This window comes from Virgibacillus doumboii (assembly GCF_902806455.1).
GTDB lineage: Bacteria > Bacillota > Bacilli > Bacillales > Amphibacillaceae > Lentibacillus > Lentibacillus doumboii.
In genome coordinates, this window is sequence record NZ_CADCWQ010000001.1 from 2,755,940 (window position 1) to 2,774,138 (window position 18,199).

Here is an 18,199-nt window from a genome sequence, read left to right on the forward strand (position 1 = left end):
GCTGTTTTTCAATATTCCATACTTGCATTAAGGATGACAACTAAAAAGTAATTCGCTCAGAAATGCCTATTCCACCTTCCCTGCTGAATAAAAGGACAGCATTTCTTCAAGCAACGTTCCTATCTTCCTTCTCCCCGATTCATCAAGCGTAGAAAGAATCCATTCTTTTTCAGCGGAAACGATTGTTGCTAATTGTTTGGCAGCTTTACCGTGATCGCCCGGAGTATTGTGCTCCATAGCATTACTGAATTTTTTCACAAGCTCATCAGGTAAAGATCGTTCCACTGTCTTCAATCCAAGTTGAGCCCGATTTGGACAATGATGATGCAACAATACGCGTGCCAAATGATTAACTACATAATTGAGCATTTTCACCGACCAGATATCATTTCCTCTGGCAGCTGATTTTTTATGTTGAAAAAGAAACCAGGCAACATCCATTACATCATCCTGAAATTCTCCATATGAGACAGTTAAATTTTGCGTAGCCTTAAATTGATCAATCCGGTTTTCCGGATCATACAGAACCCTAAAATAATCTTTTTCTTTGAAACTCTTTTCTGTAACGGTAAACAAATCAGCATGCAGCAGATTATCATAGACAGCAACAATTTGCGGTGCAATGATAAAAATGTCCTCATAAAACAGCAACTCCCTGTATGCCCGTAAATGGTCCACGCGGTTATTGAGAAAGGCAGTCTCGTTCTTTTCATCAACGAGACAATAAAGGTCAATATCAGAATGCTCGTCCTGTTCGCCTCTCCCCATCGAACCTTTTACAAAAACTGCCTGTACATATGAATCTTGTTTTAAACTGGCTGCGATTATGTTGAGCGCTTCTTCTTGTTTCACGTCTCGACCCCCTCCCGGCTAAAAAAATATATTACGATATTATAAGTCTTTTATTGTGGAATAGTCAACGGTAGATTTGCTTTATTTCCATATAAAAAGTCTGACCTCAACATGGTCAGACTTTCTAACTTAACAACGCTTGTACTTTATCGTCTATATAATTTTTTATTAGTTGAAGTTGGACTTTTTCAAAACTGTAACAATGATTTAGCGCTTTCTGAACAGTTAAAGTCAGCTCATTTGGTAATGATGACAAACCCCATCTGCCAGCTTCCTCTTTTGATGAAATAACACCTTCTTTCAAATACCAATACACCCTGATCAGGTTTATCGTGCAATATACCGGATTACCTTCAATATTCTCCAAACACTCCCGATAGTCGCCCATAATGGAAGAAATATAATCCGCTTGTGGAACAGATGGAAAAACCCCGACAATGGGGATTCCTTCAATACAAACTCCCCGATTATTGATTATGGTTATGTGAGCAGCTAAATCAGCGTCAGTCCTAATCTTTTCGTTTATATATTTGTTTGTTCCATTCGACAGATCCGCTTCATAACGCTCCCGCCAATATTCACTGAAATGAAAGTCGAATGGAGAGGGGTGCTTCCAATTTGTTAATTGTTCTTCATTTAAAAAACTTATTTCCACTGGAAACGGGTTTCCCGAACAAGTTAAAAACAATTGTGCCAATTTCTTTTTAGTTTCAATAGTTAATGATCTTTCCGTAACGACCAATATATCAATATCACTTCGGCTCGGATTTAAACCTCCCATTGCTAAAGAACCATGTAAGTAAAAACCAACAAAATCTTTTTTTATAATTTCTTTCGTTTCTCTTAGAAGATGATAAACAAAATCTTTTATATCTGATGAGCATGTTTTCCAATTGTAAGTCATAAAAGCTCCCCTTTCTCCTATTAACAGAAACAGATCCTGGTCAATGCAACAATTAACCTGTCCTATGCAATATCATATCAAAACGACAAAAAAAGAAGTAACCGCCCATTAACCAGCAGTTACTTCTTTCATTATTTTTCCTTATTAACATACCGTCGCATATGGTCAGTAACACCAGCCAGGTAAATCTGTGCAGGGTCACTATTGACATCAAGCTCAATTGAAGAACCGTCAGTTGGCAGCGTCTCTTCAAATATTGCTTCATATTCGTCGACTGAGACTTCTTTTCGTGATGCAAACAGTTCATCATGCTCCTTAATTTTCAGATGCTCTCTATAGCCATCTTGCAGGATACCTGTAAAGAATTCACCAACTGCTCCTGAGCCATAGCTGAACATTCCGATACGTGCACCTGCTTCCAGGTCTTCTTTTTGTTCAAGTAAAGACAGCAGACTCAGATACAGTGAACCGGTATAAATATTACCGACATTTCTGTTGTATTCGGTACTTATCTGATAGTTTGCCTTCAACCGCTCCTGAACGTCCTCTGTTGTTTCTTCCAATACAGGCTTCAATGCTTTTTTGCCCATTTTTGTGTATGGTAAATGGAAGGTGATTGCCTCAAAATCCTTCAGTTCACGACCGGTTTTCTCCTTATACTGCTCCCATACTTTTGCAAAAAATGAAATGTATTTCTCGTTTGAAAGTTTTCCATCAACCAAGGCCTTGTCCGAATATACCGGGCGCCAGAAATCCATGACATCATCAGCTAAATAAGCGGACTTATCTTCAAGTGCCAAGATTGCAGGATCTGCACTGATTACCATTCCAACTGCTCCTGCTCCCTGTGTTGCCTCACCTGATGAGTTCAAACCATATCGCGCAATATCTGATGCCAATACCAGCACTTTGCTTTCCGGATTAAGTGCAATATGACCTTTTGCCATTTGGATAGCGGCAGTTGCGCCATAACAGGCATGCTTTACTTCAACGGTCCGGGCATGCGGGTTCAATCCAAGCAGATGGTGGACGTAAACCGCAGCTGACTTTGAATTATCGATACCTGTCTCTGTCCCGAAAATAACAAAATCAATCGCTTCCTTATCGTTTTCATCCAAAACTTCCAATGCTGCATTTGCCGCCAGCGTAACCGAATCCTGTGTTATCGGCGGTACCGCCATTTTCTCCTGACCGATTCCGATCGTGAATTTTTCAGGCTCCACGTTTCTGCGGACAGCCAGCTTGTTCATATCAACATATAAATGGGGTGCATAGAAACCTATTTTATCAATACCAATTTTCAACGTTCATCCTCTTTTCTTACTTATATATTGTATAATAGTTAACATTTCCACGAGATACATTAGTTATTAAATCTTTCTATTTGTGAATATATTCACATAATGATTCAATTAAAATTCAATATCCTAAATAATAATACAATTCGTCTATAAAGACAACATGAAGGAATTATTTTTCTAAAAACGTCTTAATTTCTTTTCTGCCTTTTAAGACGACAATCGTATTTTGCGGGTTCATTTTCCGAAAAAACTCAAACCTGTCCTGCATCTTCTTCCTTCGTGGATAATAAGTAGTGCAAATGAATTTCAAAAATTGATAATCCAATTTTTCTTTACACCCTTCACCCATATCCGGTCTGGTCCTCCCGATGTTAAGCAGCCAGCGTTTGACCACCCGATAAAGGCAGACAGCTAAAGGTACTTCCAGATAAATAATCGTATCAGCATGTTTCACCCGGATATCAAATGTATTGCTGTAATTGCCCTCAATAATCCATTGATCTTTTAGGATAATTTTCTCTTGAGCAGCGCTGAATTCTTTTAACGATGCCTGTACCCAGTTTGGTTTCCAGAATAAAGCATCAAGATGATAAACATTGATGCCAAGTTTCTCTCCCAGCTTACGCGCAAAAGTGGATTTTCCGGCACCGGCAGAAGCCCCCATAACCATTATCCGATTCAATATCTCTCAACTCCCCCACTTTTTTTGAAAAATAAGCATATCAAAAAGCATAGGATTTTCAAGACTTTTCAGAGAAAAATATGATTTCACCCCGGATTTCTTCATCAATTTCTAAGATCCCGAATGAATAATACGGTAATTTCCGTTTATATGTTGGGGAGCCGGGATTAAACAACAACGTCTTGTTAAAGTAGCGCATCATCGGAATATGTGAATGACCAAAAATAATAACATCCACATCGTTATCGTCAAAAGCTTCCAATGCCCGCTTTTCCGTCGTCTTTTTTTCGCCATGACCATGAACGATGCCAATCTTGTGACCGTGCACATTCAATATTTCACGTGTGGAAAATTGGTCTTTTATTTCCTCGTTATCGATGTTGCCGTAAACTCCGATCACTTCACTGTATTTGGCAAGTGTATGGTACACATCCATCGTTTTCCAGTCACCGGCATGAATAATCAGATCAGCATTTTTTAATTCTTTTACAAAACGGGAGGGAAGAAGGTTATTATTATCAGTCATATGTGTATCGGCGGTTACAATAATTTTCATTTATAGGGCTCCTCACATTACAGCAATCTGTACATAAATCTGCACCAGCACATAGATAGCAATCGCGTATTTATAGTTGAATTTCAAACCATTTTTTAATGCACTCAGTCCATTCGTTCCACTCAGAACAATTACCGGCATAATCAATGGGGAAAGCAGGATGGAGATCGCACTCCCGGAAGTTACTGCCAGTATAATCAGTTCCGGCGGATATGGAAGCGAAATACTTTCCAGAATCCCTGCAACCAGAACCATTACTGTCAGCGGCCCCAGCCCCATGAAACCGAGAATTATAACGATCAGCGGCAAAAAATACAATATATTTATAAATGGTAAAACCTCCTGCAGAGAATAAACTCCTTCTACCATCGCCGTTCCAAACCCGGTGCCGTTCAGACCATAAATCATCACACCCGCCGATACCATCACACTAAACTGATACGATTGACCGAGCAAACCATCCGCAACATGATTTTTCGTGTCCTCCACCAGCTTACCCGGTCTTTTTTTTACAAGAAAATAAAGAATCGTCCACACGATAATCACTAATGGAATCAGCACCATCAGCGGAATCGAAACAAACTCATATAACACAAAAATTGATCCAAATAACGTTATGAATAATAAAATAAACTCCAATGATTTTTGTGTTTGTTGTTTTTTATCCGAAGAATGTTCGAGAACCGAAGCGATTTCCTTTTTTATTTCAGCAGTTAGATTAACACCATAGCGTTTTTCATCAAAGTACGAAAAAATTACCGCGATTATTATTAAGCATACCGTAATAAAAAAACCTTGCAGTATCGTTTTCCATAACGGGGCATTCAGCGCTTCCACAGCAAATGTGAAACTCGGACTGGAGATAACCCATAGCGTTGATAATGCAAACGCACGCAGGAGAGCAGTCCCTTTAAAGTTTTCCCAGGCTTCCCCCTGCTGATTTTTTAAAATGCCATTGATGAACTGATACATCATCGGGATGGAACCAAACAGTAAAAAGTAGGAAATAATATGCGTGAACGAAATTACACCAAAGTAAAACTTACGGCTAGTGTCTAAGAGTTTGTGCGCAAAACCAATGATTTCTTCAATATAAGGCTCAGATCTTAACACCCAACTGATCATCGGAACAATAACCAGCAATCCGATAATGTTGCTCATCTGCAGCAGGCCACTCTCGAGATCTGTGAAAAATGAATCACTGGCGGCGATCATTATACTAATCCCTGTTACAAACAGAAACAGCGGCAGTTTAAAATGATTTATTTTTAAATAGACAGCTGCCAAAATCAGCATAACAAACCCGCTGACAGCACCCAGAGAAGCTAATAAGTCGATATGAAAAAAATAGGTTATAAAGTGCAAAAGGGCATATACAAATATGGATATCCTTAAGCCCATTGTAATAAATGCATTCATCTGACAAGCTCCCCCGTTTATTCTTACATTCATTCTAATAGTATATGTTGGCACTAAACAGTATAACGCAATATTATCATGAACATAAATGGGGGTTCCTGCTGGATCGGTTATCAACATCGTCCCGTCGAAGTGAAGTATCTGCCCGAAACGTGAAACATCTTCCCAAGCGATTGCAAAATACACCTTCCTATTACTACAATCGTCCCTCGATCACAAAAGGTGGCATATATTTTTAAAAAAATATATGCCACCTGAACGTTCTGGGAAACGATAATAATAGTAGAGAGTAGTACTGACTAAAATAACGTTTTTAAATCTGTCGGTGTGATCAGGTCCGTGTCATCAGGGATATATCCCAACTGCCTGCCCATCGTAACGATTTGTCCTTTATGGTGGAATTCATGGGTGAGAGTATGGGTGAAGAGCCACAGTACCGAGAGCTCTTCATCATCTTCCTGCCAGGATACCGGTCCGCTGATCAGATGTTCATAATTGTCGCCATACGCATTTAAAAACCGGTAAACCAATTCATCCACTTTTTTAAATATCTGTCTTATTTCACTTACATCTCTGACCATTGTTGGATCAGCTATTTGAATATTTTCCTTTAATCCAAATTTTCCAAGCCAGTTCTGATAGCACTCCGCAACATGGGTATGGAGATTTCGGACAGATCCCCAACCAAAACCCTCAAGTTCTTTCGTATAATCATCAGGGCTCATCTTTTCACAAAACTGAAATAGCAGCCCCCTTGTATTCTTGACCAACTCATACTGTTTTTTTAACATTAAAATTTTACATCCCCTTCACTTATCAATACACATGTTAACTAGTGGTAGTTATTCGATGTGAAATTGTGAACTTCGGCATTTTAATTGTGAACTTCGGGCAACCTAATTGTGAACTTCGGCGAAATCACTCTGAACTTTGGCGATTTTCGTGTGAGCTTTGGCATTTAGGTATTCAACGTCACCTTATTCTCCTTGCAAGTGCTGATTCAAATTGGTAGAAACACTGTTCAACTTCTTTTCCCCAATCTCCAAATAATAAATCCCATCAATTGTTTTCACTTCCAATCCGGATTTCAAATCTATGAATTCCGTGACGTTCACACCACTAATAAGTTTATGAAAGTTGTCTGTGGAAATATTCGTTTCACCCTGTTCAACAATGTCCTTCATTTTATCAATCGTTAAGCTTTCCTGAACCTTCGAACCGAGCAGGCCTTTTCGCATGATACCTCGACTTATATCCAATTCATCGGCCAGTTCTTTTGCCGGAACAACCGCATAGTAATTGACCGGTATATCGAACAATTTCGAAACAGATGCCACTGTTGCCTCAGGTCCTGCTCCAATTGCAAATGCGTGTGTCAGTTTATCTTTATATAGCGTTTTTTCATCATCATCAATAATCGGCGCATACGTATCACGCGGGATTGTTAAAATTTTCATGCTTTCCGTATCGCCGTTATAGGTCATTAAAATATTAAAAGATGTCCTGTTGCTTGGCTCTTTTCCAAGCAGTAATAATGAAAAAGAATTATAATTTTGTATGGTCGCATGTCTGATCTCACTTGTCATTTCATTTGTTTTATCACCGGAAAAAACCACAGGCATCAGCACTCCAACAGCCAAAACAAAAGCAAAAACAGCAGCAGTAACTGGACCAAGTTTAAACCGGAAAAAGTGAAAAATATTTTTCTTTTGTCCTGCATGATTCTTCTCCTGTATCCTGGCAAACGTTTGTTGCCGATCCTCTGTCGTGAATTCGAGTTCTTCATCCTCCAGATATGACAGTGATTCTTTATCAAACTTCTTTTTATCCATAAATATCTCCTTCCTCCATTATGGACTTCAGTTTCTGCCTGCCTCTTCTCAACCGTGTCTTCACAGTATTGATGCTAAGGTCAGTCACCTCGGCAATTTCTTCGATGATGAAAGATTTGTAGTAATAGAGATAAATAACTTCCCGATAAATTTTGGGGAGAGAAAAGACAAATTTCTTGATTTCCTGATTTTCCGATTCCCTTATTACTTTATCCTCGGCGGATGGCAAGATCGAATTTACGGTTTCCTGGATAAAGCTTTTCGCCTGTACCTTTCGATGGTGCCAACTCCTTAAATAGTCTTTGCATTCGTTAATCGTGATCCGGTATAACCACGTTTTCAGCGTGGACTCGCAGCGGAAGTTATCCAGGTTTTCGTAGCATTTGATAAAGGTATTCTGAACGATATCTTTCGCCGTCTCCTTATCTTTTACATAGGTGAACGCTAACCTTACCAAATCACTCCCATGCTCAACCATAATTTTTTCCAGTATAATTTCTTTATCTTCCATAGCTCCCCCTCCTCCCCCGCCTGTAATTCAACGATTTGACGATTGTCATTTGAAAATAGTTTCAGGTATCAAAAAAATAACCGCTCAACGATTAACGCGAGCGATTATGAACAACTGTATTTGCAAGTAAATCATGAATTACACGATGGTCTTTCCGGAAACATAGCAATAGAAAAGATATAATCGGCAATCCATAGCAGAGTACTCCAACAATAATCCATGTAAATGCAGATATTTCCCAATGGTTATGCATTCCATAAAAAATGAAAGAATGGGCTGCCTGCCATGGTAAAAGCTTAATAACATTCCTCAGGATTACCTGTACTAAGCTCAGTGAATTTCCGTTAAAAGAACCAACGCCGATCCTCATTTTTCGTTTACCGAATGATGCCCGCTTTTGGCTGGATTCGGTTATTACGAAATAAAGGAAGACTGGGAATACCAATGCAAAAAAACTAATCAACTCTTCTGTCACACGCCCTGTATCTGGAATTCCATCAAAGAAAATATTGTAAAATATTATTGCCGCCCCAACCAGTATCAGCGCATAAATAACGATTAAAAGATAATCGATAAACAATGCCGCCAGTCTTTTGTTAATACCGGCATAATTTCCCATGACAAGCACCCCCGTCCTAAAAAAATATTCTTTTTTACCCACCGGAACGAAATATAATGCAGAAAGGTTTTTTCATCAGGCAGGACTTTCCGATTGATATATTTATCTTTAAACCCGCCAATTGGAGTAACAGCTTCGTCACAAGCCGCTGCTGTCAGCATCACATTCTGAACTATATGCCCGGCCTCAAGTAAACAGAACCGATAGCCTCTTTCTCCATACTGCTCAACAGCCGATTCCATGTCAGCTGCAGAAATCTCCTAAACTTTCTTCGCCATATTATAACTTATAGATTCATAACCCATCTTTTCATAGAGAGCTAAAGCAGGTTTATTATGTGCAAAAACATGAAGACCAATCTGACTGATGCCTTCTTCTTTTGCATACTCCTCCAGATGTGTCATCGTTGCTGTTCCAAATCCTTTTCCGCGCTGATTCTCATCAAGTTCAATATCATAGATAAAAGCCTGTTTATCATTTTCATGAGACTTAACATGTATCCACAAAATACCGACTGACTCATCTCCATCCATAACTGTGAATAATCTCTGGTTTTCTGTCTCTAATCCATCAGGCAGTAATAGGTCAAATTGATTCCTGGCATTTTCCAACGCGTTTTCTTCATTCCAGTTGCCTGCCTTTACGTGCTCATTAGCATAATCTTCTAATTTTACCTCCAAATATTGATTGAATCGTTCTTCACTCATTGGTGTAAATGTTACTGTCATACGTTTCCTCTCCTTATTTTGCCGTTAATAATTCACTTCCCAATAATTGCTGAACAACCTGTAAATCACTCATTTCACACCATTGTTCAGCAATTTTCCCATTTTCAATCCGAAAAATTATAATTCCTGTTTCCGTGACTTTCTGATCTTCGGACGGAATATCAAGCAGTCCGCCTTTATATGTACTATAGCCTGTATAGCGGGCAACAATTTTGTCACCTTCTTCAATACATTCGTGCACAATCCATGTTCGATCAACAAATGACTCACAATACCATGTCAGCCAGTTTTTGAAGTTATCCGTCCCTTTACTGCCTTCATGATCCCCTTGCGAATGTACGATCATGTCTCTTGCTGCTACAGTGTCGACCGCATCCAAGTCACCCTTGGTAAATACCCTATCGAACCATTTATTAACAATTGCTTCCTTTTCTGAACTAGGCAAAAAACTCTCCCCTTCCCTTTATCGCTAATTCTCTGATGCTTTTTTTCTAACACTATTATAACAAAAATTAAGAATGTTGCGATTGGAATTGGAAAATGGCGGGATTAACAGATGCCGGCATTCTCCGACGAATCAATACAAAAATTAAATAATAACCAGGGTAATAGAACATACTAAACACAACAGTTTATCAAAGGAGGCGTTCAGAATGGAGGATCAATTTCGCGAATACAGAACAGGACAGGGTGTTCCTGCATCAGGAGATTACATTTGTCAATCCGGAGAAAAGGCAAAGCTTCTTGAAAATGATGATTTTCCAGTATGTCCCATAAGCGGTAAAGAAACAACCTGGAAACATAATAATGAGTAATTTGAAGCAAGCCTCCTCCTTACCATTTCCACCACTCACAGGGCCAAATTCATTTACTTCTTCTTGGCGAGTTCATCACGGTCCAGTGCACGTGGTGGTTGCTCCATCCATTCATGTTTAATCATAATATTTGCTCCGTCTTCAGCATACTTTAAAATCTCGTTCATCAGTCTGTTATATTGCACACCTAAATCTTTTCTTGGACTCATGGACATACTTGCTCCGTAATAACCAACGCTCAATGCAATTAAAGTTGTACTGTAAAACATCATTATTTTATCGGAAAATGTATATGTTGTGGAATCTGTTACTCCCGTATCCCACGACGTCGGAGAAGGCAAATCGTCTTCATGCAGAATGGAACTGAATACTTCACAATGTTTCTGGGCAATTTCCTTCCCTCTTACCAAAAATTTTCGTACCTCTTTATTTTTTGCTACCTGACTGAAACCAATCATAGTAGCTACTCCCAGTGCGTTCCGTTGAAAATTGGCGTAAAGGTTGGTGATTTCTGTTCCTGTTAAAGGTCTTCTTTCTCCAAAGTAACCCGTCAGAAAGCTTTGGTTTTTTACAAAGTCGTAACTATCCGGTGTTGGGAGGTATGGTGGTCTGATGAAAAGTCCTTTGGATAACAAAGCTTCATTTACCATTTTCAGTAACCCGCCTGCTTCCTGTATACATTCATAGAAGTAACTGTAAACATCGTCTCTTACGGCCAAAGACAGACTAATCCCATAACCTTGCAGCGTTACCTTTGAACCTTCCTGCATATAATATAAGTAATATGTATCCGAATACAATTTGGGCGCATTAACATCGACATCTTCTTCCAACTTGAACCCGTAAGGAATTGGATAGTCTTCTTTATTAAAAATTTCACTTATCTTTACCACATGTGATTGAGCCAATTTCAAATTATGTTGGATGATTGGCCTAATGTCGTTATCCTCAACTTTTGCCAAAAAATACTGCAACTGACAGATTAATGCCGCATCATTCATATAAGCCGTCCACAGCTGCGTAATTTCCGCTGATGTTAACTTCACCTGATTCCCGTCCGCCATTTCCGATACCTCCGATTCTTTAACGTAGTATCGGTATTTTTTCCAATAGTACTGGAATTTATGTATGCTATAAAAAAGAAGTAAACGCTCCATCATTGTACGAAGCGATTACTTCTTAATTTAATCTGTATAACCATTCCTAACGACATCCAGTTTTCCTGTCTCCGGACTGATTACCAGCCCATGCACAGGCACGCCGTCCGGCAGCAGGGGATGGCTTTTAATTGTTTTTGCACTATGCCCAACACTGTTTTCAACACGGTCAAATCCCTTCAAAAATTCGTCAAGGTTAATTCCGGAATGTTGCAGTGTCTCCAGTTTTTCCTCACTGATGCCACGTTTTTTTGCGTTTTCCAAAACAATTTCTGCTGTTAAACCGGTCATTCCGCAATCATGATGACCAACGACATACACTTCATCTGCCTGAAGCTGATAAACCGCAACAAGTATGCTGCTCATAACGCTGTCAAACGGATCTGATACAATTGCACCGGCGGTTTTAATAATTTTTGCATCACCGTTTGCGATATTCATTGATTTGGGCAGCAATTCAACTAAACGCGTATCCATACAGGAAATAATCACAAGCCGCTTATTTGGCAACTTTCCGGTTTGGTAAGTTTCGTAGTCCTTTTTTTCGACAAATTTTTCATTATGGGCTAAAATTTCATCCAATAGTTTCACAAAAATTCCTCCTTGAACTTATTTTACTATTATATATTCAAAGATTAAAGATACATTAGTTCATGTCGGATTTTGTAATGTTATGACAACCTTTGTAGAATCTATTGAATGTTTTTATAAAAGAAGGCATAATTACTTTTGTGCGTTTTGAGACTAATGACCTAAAAGATTGAAAGGGAGAAAGTTCTATATGATTCAAACTTATAAACAGGTACAGTATGATTTAAAGACTGCTATTTCAAACAAAAAGAAAGAAATGATCGAACTCGGAGGTAAATACGGATTAGGTGATTCGAGAACAATTGAATGCAGCCAGGAACTGGATAAACTGCTGAACAAATATCAACATGTACAGTATTTCCTGCTTTTATTTATGATTATGTAAATCATATTTTTTCGATGAACTTCCTCGAAATTTACCTTTTGTTGTTAGAATGACACCACATATAACAGCCAGGGCACCAACTATTTTCATGAATGTAAGTGTTTCATCCAACCAAATATATGCTCCTGCCATAGTAACAACGGGCAGGAAGTTTAAAAACACCGAAGCCTGTGAAGCACCAAGCATTTCAACAGCACGATTGTAAAAAATCAATGCGATGAAAGATGGAAAAATACCGAGGTATGCCAGACTCGTTATACTCATTGGTGTAAATAATACTTCAGGTAATCCTGTAATGAACCATTCCACTGCTACAAAAGGAAATAAAACGATTACTGATATAACACTCATTACCAGTAGCGCGCCAAACTGCGGGAACAGGTGCATATATTTTTTTACATAAATGGAGTAAACTGCCCATGATCCAATTGCTCCAATCATAATACCGTCACCGACATTCCAATCCATTGAGGCAAGTTGAAAGATTTTTCCGTCCAATACTACCCAGACAGCACCAAGCAGGGATAAAAGTATCCCTGCTTTCTGGATGTTAAGTAACCGTTCTTTCAAAAGGATGGCACTCAGCACAACGGTAACGACCGGGATTACGGTTTCCAGTACAGATACATTGGTTGATGTGGTGAATTGCAGCGCGCTATAGATGAATGTATTAAAAAAAGTAATTCCTGTTAAGGTAATCAGCAAAAATGGTTTTTTATATTCTAAGAATTTTTTGCGATATTCCCATGCACTGCGGATACCAAATGGCAGCAGAACAATACAAGCCATCACCAGCCGGAAAAATGCTATCGTAAATGGCGGCAGTTCATTGATAGCTTTCCCAATAAGAATATTTCCCGCATAGAAAATAACTACAAAAAGCATCATTATGTATGAATAAATCATGATATCACTCACCAATTAAACAAACTTACTGCCTACTTTATCAGACATTATTGCTCTTTTGGTGGGTTCAAGGATTTTTTGTATACCAACTAACACTATTTGTTCAAGATAAGTTCCGGATAGGTCTGAAAAATTTGCAAAATATCAGCGGAACCGGGAACCGTTTACTGATTCTGGATCCTCATTCCGCTATTCCTGCTAAATCCCTTTATTAAAGGATAGTTCCGGCTCCTCATTCCGCTATTTATCTATTTTAACCTTATACTCCATTGATTTTAGGCCAATAGCGGAATCAGGAACCACTTAATCCCATTTTCAGCAGCTTTCTACCGTTTAACGGAACCAGAATCCGTTTCATTGATCAATTAAAGTCAACTCCTTACCTTTATTGAAAACTCATTTATCTTCATTAAGTAAGGATCGATCCAATTCTCCAATTGATTTCCTCCCGGCAAGTGCCATTGTCAGATCCATATCGGCAATCATGTTTGTCAGTACTTGTTTGACACCTGTTTCTCCTGCAACCGCTAAACCATACATACACGGTCTGCCGACAAGGACAGCGTCTGCTCCCAGTGCAATAGCCTTAAGAATGTCAGAACCGCGCCTGATCCCACTGTCCATAAGCACGGGAACGTTGCCCTGGACCACATCACACACTTGCGGCAAGGCTTCAAGTGCTCCAAGTGAACCATTGACCTGACGTCCACCATGATTGGACACGATAATGCCATCAACCCCGTGTTCCAGCGCCAATTTTGCATCATCAGGGTGCAAAATTCCTTTCAGCAGGATTGGAAGATTCGTATTTTCACGCAAAAAAGCAATATCATCCCACGTTAAACCGGCATTCCCAAACACCTGTGTCCAGTGCATAATGGCTGCAGTTGGATCCTCCTCAGGCGATTTTTCCAGTTTTGAACGGAAAGCAGGATCTGTTAAATAATTTCCCACACCTTCACCGAGAAGAAAAGGTAAATAGACATTTTTTAAATCATATTCACGCCATGCCAGCATTGGCGTATCTAATGTCACTACAATTGCTGAATAGCCTGATGCTTCTGCCCGCTTTAAGAAACTTTTGGTAACATCCGGATCTTTACTCCAGTACAGTTGAAACCACCTTGGAGCATCTCCCATTTCTTCAGCAATCTTTTCCATTGGCACAGTTGATGCAGAGCTCACAGTAAATGGAATACCCATCTCTGCGCAGGCTCTCGCAGAACCAAGATCACCTTCTTCATGAATGATTGATTGAACACCAATTGGTGCGTGGAGTACCGGGTAATTATATGTATGTCCAAAAAGATTTACTGACAGATCCCGTTCTTCCACGTTCCGGAGCATACGCGGCACGATTTTCCAACGATCAAATGCACGGAGATTTGAATCCATCGTTTTCCCCCCGCCTGCTCCTCCCGCAACATAATAATATGGTCCATCTTCCAATGCTTCACGCGCTTTCTCTTCCCATTCCTCATAAACGACCGGTAATCGCTCCGGATCAGGATTCATCATCGATTGATACACATTGAACTGAACCTGGTTACCGAAATTTGACATGAAAAAATCTCCCCCTGATTTTATAGACTTGTTTTAATTATATTCGTAATTGTCTGTTTTTTCAAATATATTTGTTGAGCTTGTAGTGTTTTTTAGTTGTGGCAAGGATAGAATTGCTCGTTTAGGAGTGATACTTGTACGTTTAAGTGTGTTGATTGCACGTTTATCCGCAGACCTCGCACGTTCAGCTCACTTAAAATCATTACTTCTCTCACCAAATCCTTTCCCACTCAAGAGCCATACAAAAACCGCTTCGACATCAACATCGAAGCGGTTTTGCCGCATTATATTATTTTCCCCGGATTCATTACGCCATCCGGATCGAGTGCCTGCTTTATTTTTCGCATAACATCGAGTGCGGGGCCATGTTCCTGCTCCTGATATTTCTGTTTACCAGTTCCGACTCCATGTTCACCGGTGCACGTGCCGCCTCTGGAAAGGGCATAATTTACGATCTGCTCATTGACCGTATTTGCTTTCGCTATTTCCTCAGGATTATCGACATCGAGCATTAGTAAAATATGATAGTTTCCATCGCCAACATGCCCGACGATACCACCGGAAAGGCCGGATGCATCGACTGCTTCCCTGGCATCCTTCACTGCTCCAGCAAGCTCGGACATTGGTACACATACATCGGTCACCATCTGTTTCCTGCCTGGATGGCCATGGATGAAAGCGTACGCTGCATTGTGGCGTGCTTCCCACAGACGGTTTCTTCCGGCTGTGTCTGTCTCAAATTCGATTTGCTTGCAGTTCATATCCTCCACAATTTCCTTCATGAATTCAACGTCGTGATTCAACCCTGCCTCGTTCCCGTGCAGTTCAAGGAAAAGAGTTGGCACTTCATTATAGTCCGTTTCGCTGAACAGGTTCATCTGTTTAATCGACACTTCGTCAACAAGTTCCACTCTCGCAATCGGAATGCCCGCCTGTAAAACAGCGGTAACCGCATCCACTGCATCATCAACACTGCCGAATTCAGCTCGGGCAGCCATAACATGCTCCGGAATACCAATAACCTGCAACGTTATTTCGGTAAAACAACCCAATGTGCCTTCTGAGCCAACGAAAAGCCCGTTCAAATGATAGCCCGATGACGATTTCGCAGCCATATTTCCTGTGTGAATAATCGATCCGTCTGCCAAAACAACCTCAAGGTCGCGGACCTGATCACGCATAATTCCGTACCGTACTGCAGTTGTTCCACTCGCGTTTGTTGCAGCCATACCCCCGATTGTTGCATCTGCGCCGGGATCCACGGTGAAAAATAAGCCATATTTCTTGAGTTCCTTTTCAAGTTGTGACCGGGTAACTCCCGGTTGTACTTTGACTAGAAAATCGCTTTCCCGTACTTCGAGGATTTTGTTCATCAGTGAAAAATCAATGGAAATCCCACCTTCATACGGAATCACATTGCCCTCAAGACTTGACCCGTACCCAAATGGAACAACAGGCTTTTCATACTTGTTTGCCAGTTTAATAATCTCACTGACTTCTTCGGTATTTTCCGGGAAAACAACAATATCCGGACGTTGCGGCGTATGGTAGGATTCATCTGAACTGTGCTGGTCAAGAATTGTTTCATTCATTGTTACCCGATCATCGTTCAAAACACGTTGCAGTTCTTCAAAAAGCTTCATGGTTTTCCTCTCCCCCTATGTTTATCTTTCTTGTGATATCTGAATAAGATTCCCGCATGTATCGTCGAATATAGCAAAGGTTACCGGACCCATTTCGGTTGGTTCGGCCGTAAACTTCACACCCAGATTTTTTAATCGTTCGTATTCCTGTTGAACGTCACTGACAACAAACGATGTAGTCGGAATCCCTTCATCATAAATTGCCTTCTGGTATTTTTTTGCAGCTGGATTGTCGTTCGGTTCCAGCAACAGCTCGACACCATCCGGCTCATCAGGTGATACGACGGTCAGCCATTTAAAATCACCGGCCGGGATATCGGTCTTTTTTTCAAAACCCAGTACCTCGGTATAAAATTTCAGCGCCTTGTCCTGATCACCGACAAACACACTCGTAATTTTTATTTTCATAATCACCCTCCATTTCCTGAACTATTATTTCAATTATAACAATAAATTACTTAAGATATGAACAAGATCCATTATGTAAATATTATTCTACCTTCACAACTATCGTATAGGATGCCTCACCATTCGGCCAGTTACCTCTTAATTCATAAATGTAACGTCCGTTTTTATCTGGAACCTGTATTTGGTTATTTTGCAAAGGAATTTCCTTTACTCTTCCTGTATTATTCCATAAATAAGCGGTAAGGTCAGGATTGTTTCCTGCTGCAAATTCCACTTTGCTGTTTTTTTCCAAGGCTATTGGGGCGAAGTCTTCGGCAATCTGATTTGGCGAAGCAGCATCAGCATTTGTCACCCTGGTTGTTCCGCCCTGTTTCACTTTCCACTGATAACCTCCTGCTTCCATTAAATATTCTTCACCATCAATTATAGCAAACATGGAGGGTGGATTTGCAGGAATATTCTGCGGAGTCTGTTGGCTGCACCCAACTACTACGAGAAATAAGATGACAAGCATACATTTATTCATTTCAAAATACCCCCTTTTGTTATTGGTCGATTTTGGCCTGGTAAGGTTTCGTTTTTAAAAAAATAGCCTGTGCATTTTGAAATCACCCATGCCAGATTTGGTCTAAAAAACTTTTTCCATAAAACCCTTTACTATTATAAAAAAGTCATTTATAATGATGATTGATTAATCAATCAATTAAAAATTTATATATAAAGGAGTGCCCTACTATCATGGCTAAACCTCGTTCAAATGAAAAGCGCGATCAAATCTTCAAGGCTGCCTTAAAGCTTTTCGCCCATAATGGCTATTCAAAAACGACCATTAAAGATATTGCCAATGAAGCTGATGTCAGTTTTGGTACTGTATTCACCTACTATGAGAATAAGGAAAAATTGTTCTATTTGTGCGTTACAGAACCACTCGAAGAATTCAGGACGCACATGATTGAATCTCAAAAAGTACTGGAAGATTTGACACTTGAAAAACTGAAAGAACTTATTGAGCAGCATGTTGATTTTTTCCTGGAAAAAGAACATTACTTACGTGTCGTTCAATATGTAATTGGTCAGCCGGAACGTTTTACTGAAATCGAGGAATTAGACCAGTTTTCAGATGAGTTCACTTCGTTCGTTCAGGATATTGTAAAGATTGGTATGGAAAAAGGATTTTTGCCGGAAAGCACCCCCCAGGAAGTTGGATATGGATACCTCGCCTTTCTGATGGGTGCTCGACTTACTTTTACTGATCATGCAAACGTGCAGTTAACTAATGCCTTTAAAAATCAGGCGTTACGATTATTCGGTATTGTCAATTAAGGAG

23 protein-coding genes are annotated in these 18,199 nt (G+C 39.8%); 3 read left to right on the forward strand and 20 right to left on the reverse strand.

The annotated features are described in order from the left end of the window. Positions 1 to 66: 66 nt before the first annotated feature. From G6R02_RS13700 to G6R02_RS13760, 13 genes are all read right to left on the reverse strand, one after another. On the reverse strand, positions 67 to 852 hold the full coding sequence (locus G6R02_RS13700) for a nucleotidyltransferase domain-containing protein (RefSeq protein ID WP_164669788.1): 786 nt from the start codon (positions 850 to 852) through the stop codon (positions 67 to 69). Between the two features lie 124 nt (positions 853 to 976). Next, on the reverse strand, positions 977 to 1,756 hold the full coding sequence (locus G6R02_RS13705; RefSeq protein WP_164669789.1) for an aminoglycoside adenylyltransferase domain-containing protein: 780 nt from the start codon (positions 1,754 to 1,756) through the stop codon (positions 977 to 979). Positions 1,757 to 1,887: 131 nt separating this feature from the next. Next, positions 1,888 to 3,060: a hydroxymethylglutaryl-CoA synthase gene (locus G6R02_RS13710; protein ID WP_164669790.1), complete on the reverse strand. Its 1,173-nt coding sequence runs from the start codon at positions 3,058 to 3,060 to the stop codon at positions 1,888 to 1,890. Between the two features lie 166 nt (positions 3,061 to 3,226). Further along, a complete protein-coding gene (locus tag G6R02_RS13715) occupies positions 3,227 to 3,739 on the reverse strand; it encodes a P-loop NTPase family protein (protein WP_164669791.1) in 513 nt (170 codons plus the stop codon). Between the two features lie 58 nt (positions 3,740 to 3,797). Next, on the reverse strand, positions 3,798 to 4,295 hold the full coding sequence (locus G6R02_RS13720) for a metallophosphoesterase family protein (protein WP_164669792.1): 498 nt from the start codon (positions 4,293 to 4,295) through the stop codon (positions 3,798 to 3,800). Between the two features lie 12 nt (positions 4,296 to 4,307). Then, a complete protein-coding gene (locus G6R02_RS13725; RefSeq protein WP_164669793.1) occupies positions 4,308 to 5,714 on the reverse strand; it encodes a hypothetical protein in 1,407 nt (468 codons plus the stop codon). Between the two features lie 299 nt (positions 5,715 to 6,013). Next, a complete protein-coding gene (locus tag G6R02_RS13730) occupies positions 6,014 to 6,505 on the reverse strand; it encodes a DinB family protein (RefSeq protein ID WP_246202567.1) in 492 nt (163 codons plus the stop codon). Between the two features lie 186 nt (positions 6,506 to 6,691). After that, entirely contained in the window at positions 6,692 to 7,546 is an 855-nt protein-coding gene (locus G6R02_RS13735; RefSeq protein ID WP_164669794.1) for an LCP family protein, read from the reverse strand. Continuing rightward, positions 7,539 to 8,057 carry a sigma-70 family RNA polymerase sigma factor gene (locus G6R02_RS13740; protein WP_164669795.1) on the reverse strand — a complete coding sequence of 173 codons (519 nt, stop codon included), beginning with the start codon at positions 8,055 to 8,057 and terminating at the stop codon, positions 7,539 to 7,541. The genes G6R02_RS13735 and G6R02_RS13740 overlap by 8 nt, the downstream gene beginning before the upstream one ends. A gap of 91 nt (positions 8,058 to 8,148) precedes the next feature. Beyond that, positions 8,149 to 8,676, reverse strand: a complete 528-nt coding sequence (locus G6R02_RS13745) for an RDD family protein (protein WP_164669796.1) — start codon at positions 8,674 to 8,676, stop codon at positions 8,149 to 8,151. Further along, positions 8,616 to 8,918, reverse strand: a complete 303-nt coding sequence (locus tag G6R02_RS13750; RefSeq protein WP_164669797.1) for a nitroreductase family protein — start codon at positions 8,916 to 8,918, stop codon at positions 8,616 to 8,618. Before G6R02_RS13750 ends, G6R02_RS13745 begins: the two co-directional genes overlap by 61 nt. Before the next feature lie 18 nt (positions 8,919 to 8,936). Continuing rightward, entirely contained in the window at positions 8,937 to 9,404 is a 468-nt protein-coding gene (locus tag G6R02_RS13755) for a GNAT family N-acetyltransferase (RefSeq protein WP_164669798.1), read from the reverse strand. Between the two features lie 13 nt (positions 9,405 to 9,417). Further along, positions 9,418 to 9,849 (reverse strand): ester cyclase, encoded by a 432-nt coding sequence (locus tag G6R02_RS13760; RefSeq protein WP_164669799.1) that lies wholly within the window; start codon positions 9,847 to 9,849, stop codon positions 9,418 to 9,420. A gap of 208 nt (positions 9,850 to 10,057) precedes the next feature. Here G6R02_RS13760 and G6R02_RS19965 point away from each other — a divergent pair, with 208 nt between their 5' ends. Further along, positions 10,058 to 10,219 carry a hypothetical protein gene (locus tag G6R02_RS19965; protein ID WP_205520142.1) on the forward strand — a complete coding sequence of 54 codons (162 nt, stop codon included), beginning with the start codon at positions 10,058 to 10,060 and terminating at the stop codon, positions 10,217 to 10,219. A gap of 53 nt (positions 10,220 to 10,272) precedes the next feature. Here G6R02_RS19965 and G6R02_RS13765 read toward each other — a convergent pair whose 3' ends face one another. Beyond that, entirely contained in the window at positions 10,273 to 11,283 is a 1,011-nt protein-coding gene (locus tag G6R02_RS13765; RefSeq protein WP_164669800.1) for a DUF3231 family protein, read from the reverse strand. Between the two features lie 120 nt (positions 11,284 to 11,403). After that, a complete protein-coding gene (locus tag G6R02_RS13770) occupies positions 11,404 to 11,967 on the reverse strand; it encodes a beta-class carbonic anhydrase (RefSeq protein WP_164669801.1) in 564 nt (187 codons plus the stop codon). A gap of 190 nt (positions 11,968 to 12,157) precedes the next feature. Here G6R02_RS13770 and G6R02_RS13775 point away from each other — a divergent pair, with 190 nt between their 5' ends. Beyond that, a complete protein-coding gene (locus G6R02_RS13775; protein ID WP_164669802.1) occupies positions 12,158 to 12,352 on the forward strand; it encodes an aspartyl-phosphate phosphatase Spo0E family protein in 195 nt (64 codons plus the stop codon). On the opposite strand, the gene G6R02_RS13780 is transcribed toward G6R02_RS13775, so the two are convergent. The 5 genes from G6R02_RS13780 to G6R02_RS13800 form a co-directional block, all read right to left on the reverse strand. Beyond that, the gene (locus G6R02_RS13780; protein WP_164669803.1) at positions 12,335 to 13,258 is read right to left on the reverse strand and encodes a DMT family transporter; all 924 of its coding nucleotides are present in this window, start codon (positions 13,256 to 13,258) and stop codon (positions 12,335 to 12,337) included. The two genes, G6R02_RS13775 and G6R02_RS13780, sit on opposite strands and share 18 nt — an antisense overlap. A gap of 396 nt (positions 13,259 to 13,654) precedes the next feature. Then, on the reverse strand, positions 13,655 to 14,821 hold the full coding sequence (locus G6R02_RS13785) for a lactate 2-monooxygenase (protein ID WP_164669804.1): 1,167 nt from the start codon (positions 14,819 to 14,821) through the stop codon (positions 13,655 to 13,657). A 284-nt stretch (positions 14,822 to 15,105) separates the two neighbouring features. Continuing rightward, positions 15,106 to 16,464, reverse strand: coding sequence for an FAD-binding oxidoreductase (locus G6R02_RS13790; protein WP_164669805.1), 1,359 nt, complete (start codon positions 16,462 to 16,464; stop codon positions 15,106 to 15,108). A gap of 21 nt (positions 16,465 to 16,485) precedes the next feature. Then, positions 16,486 to 16,872: a VOC family protein gene (locus G6R02_RS13795; RefSeq protein ID WP_164669806.1), complete on the reverse strand. Its 387-nt coding sequence runs from the start codon at positions 16,870 to 16,872 to the stop codon at positions 16,486 to 16,488. Positions 16,873 to 16,954: 82 nt separating this feature from the next. Continuing rightward, positions 16,955 to 17,398 carry a hypothetical protein gene (locus tag G6R02_RS13800; protein WP_164669807.1) on the reverse strand — a complete coding sequence of 148 codons (444 nt, stop codon included), beginning with the start codon at positions 17,396 to 17,398 and terminating at the stop codon, positions 16,955 to 16,957. Between the two features lie 212 nt (positions 17,399 to 17,610). Here G6R02_RS13800 and G6R02_RS13805 point away from each other — a divergent pair, with 212 nt between their 5' ends. Then, entirely contained in the window at positions 17,611 to 18,195 is a 585-nt protein-coding gene (locus G6R02_RS13805) for a TetR/AcrR family transcriptional regulator (RefSeq protein ID WP_164669808.1), read from the forward strand. Positions 18,196 to 18,199: the final 4 nt, after the last annotated feature.

Bases quoted from the DNA above. Each gene is read 5' to 3' on its own strand.
- G6R02_RS13775 (WP_164669802.1), top strand. From the start codon at position 12,158: ATGATTCAAACTTATAAACAGGTACAGTATGATTTAAAGACTGCTATT.
- G6R02_RS13730 (WP_246202567.1), bottom strand. From the start codon at position 6,505: ATGTTAAAAAAACAGTATGAGTTGGTCAAGAATACAAGGGGGCTGCTA.
- G6R02_RS13720 (WP_164669792.1), bottom strand. From the start codon at position 4,295: ATGAAAATTATTGTAACCGCCGATACACATATGACTGATAATAATAAC.
- G6R02_RS13790 (WP_164669805.1), bottom strand. From the start codon at position 16,464: ATGAAGCTTTTTGAAGAACTGCAACGTGTTTTGAACGATGATCGGGTA.
- G6R02_RS13795 (WP_164669806.1), bottom strand. From the start codon at position 16,872: ATGAAAATAAAAATTACGAGTGTGTTTGTCGGTGATCAGGACAAGGCG.
- G6R02_RS13780 (WP_164669803.1), bottom strand. From the start codon at position 13,258: ATGATTTATTCATACATAATGATGCTTTTTGTAGTTATTTTCTATGCG.
- G6R02_RS13755 (WP_164669798.1), bottom strand. From the start codon at position 9,404: ATGACAGTAACATTTACACCAATGAGTGAAGAACGATTCAATCAATAT.
- G6R02_RS13705 (WP_164669789.1), bottom strand. From the start codon at position 1,756: ATGACTTACAATTGGAAAACATGCTCATCAGATATAAAAGATTTTGTT.
- G6R02_RS13785 (WP_164669804.1), bottom strand. From the start codon at position 14,821: ATGTCAAATTTCGGTAACCAGGTTCAGTTCAATGTGTATCAATCGATG.
- G6R02_RS13735 (WP_164669794.1), bottom strand. From the start codon at position 7,546: ATGGATAAAAAGAAGTTTGATAAAGAATCACTGTCATATCTGGAGGAT.
- G6R02_RS13745 (WP_164669796.1), bottom strand. From the start codon at position 8,676: ATGGGAAATTATGCCGGTATTAACAAAAGACTGGCGGCATTGTTTATC.
- G6R02_RS13800 (WP_164669807.1), bottom strand. From the start codon at position 17,398: ATGAATAAATGTATGCTTGTCATCTTATTTCTCGTAGTAGTTGGGTGC.
- G6R02_RS19965 (WP_205520142.1), top strand. From the start codon at position 10,058: ATGGAGGATCAATTTCGCGAATACAGAACAGGACAGGGTGTTCCTGCA.
- G6R02_RS13765 (WP_164669800.1), bottom strand. From the start codon at position 11,283: ATGGCGGACGGGAATCAGGTGAAGTTAACATCAGCGGAAATTACGCAG.
- G6R02_RS13750 (WP_164669797.1), bottom strand. From the start codon at position 8,918: ATGGAATCGGCTGTTGAGCAGTATGGAGAAAGAGGCTATCGGTTCTGT.
- G6R02_RS13725 (WP_164669793.1), bottom strand. From the start codon at position 5,714: ATGAATGCATTTATTACAATGGGCTTAAGGATATCCATATTTGTATAT.
- G6R02_RS13805 (WP_164669808.1), top strand. From the start codon at position 17,611: ATGGCTAAACCTCGTTCAAATGAAAAGCGCGATCAAATCTTCAAGGCT.
- G6R02_RS13740 (WP_164669795.1), bottom strand. From the start codon at position 8,057: ATGGAAGATAAAGAAATTATACTGGAAAAAATTATGGTTGAGCATGGG.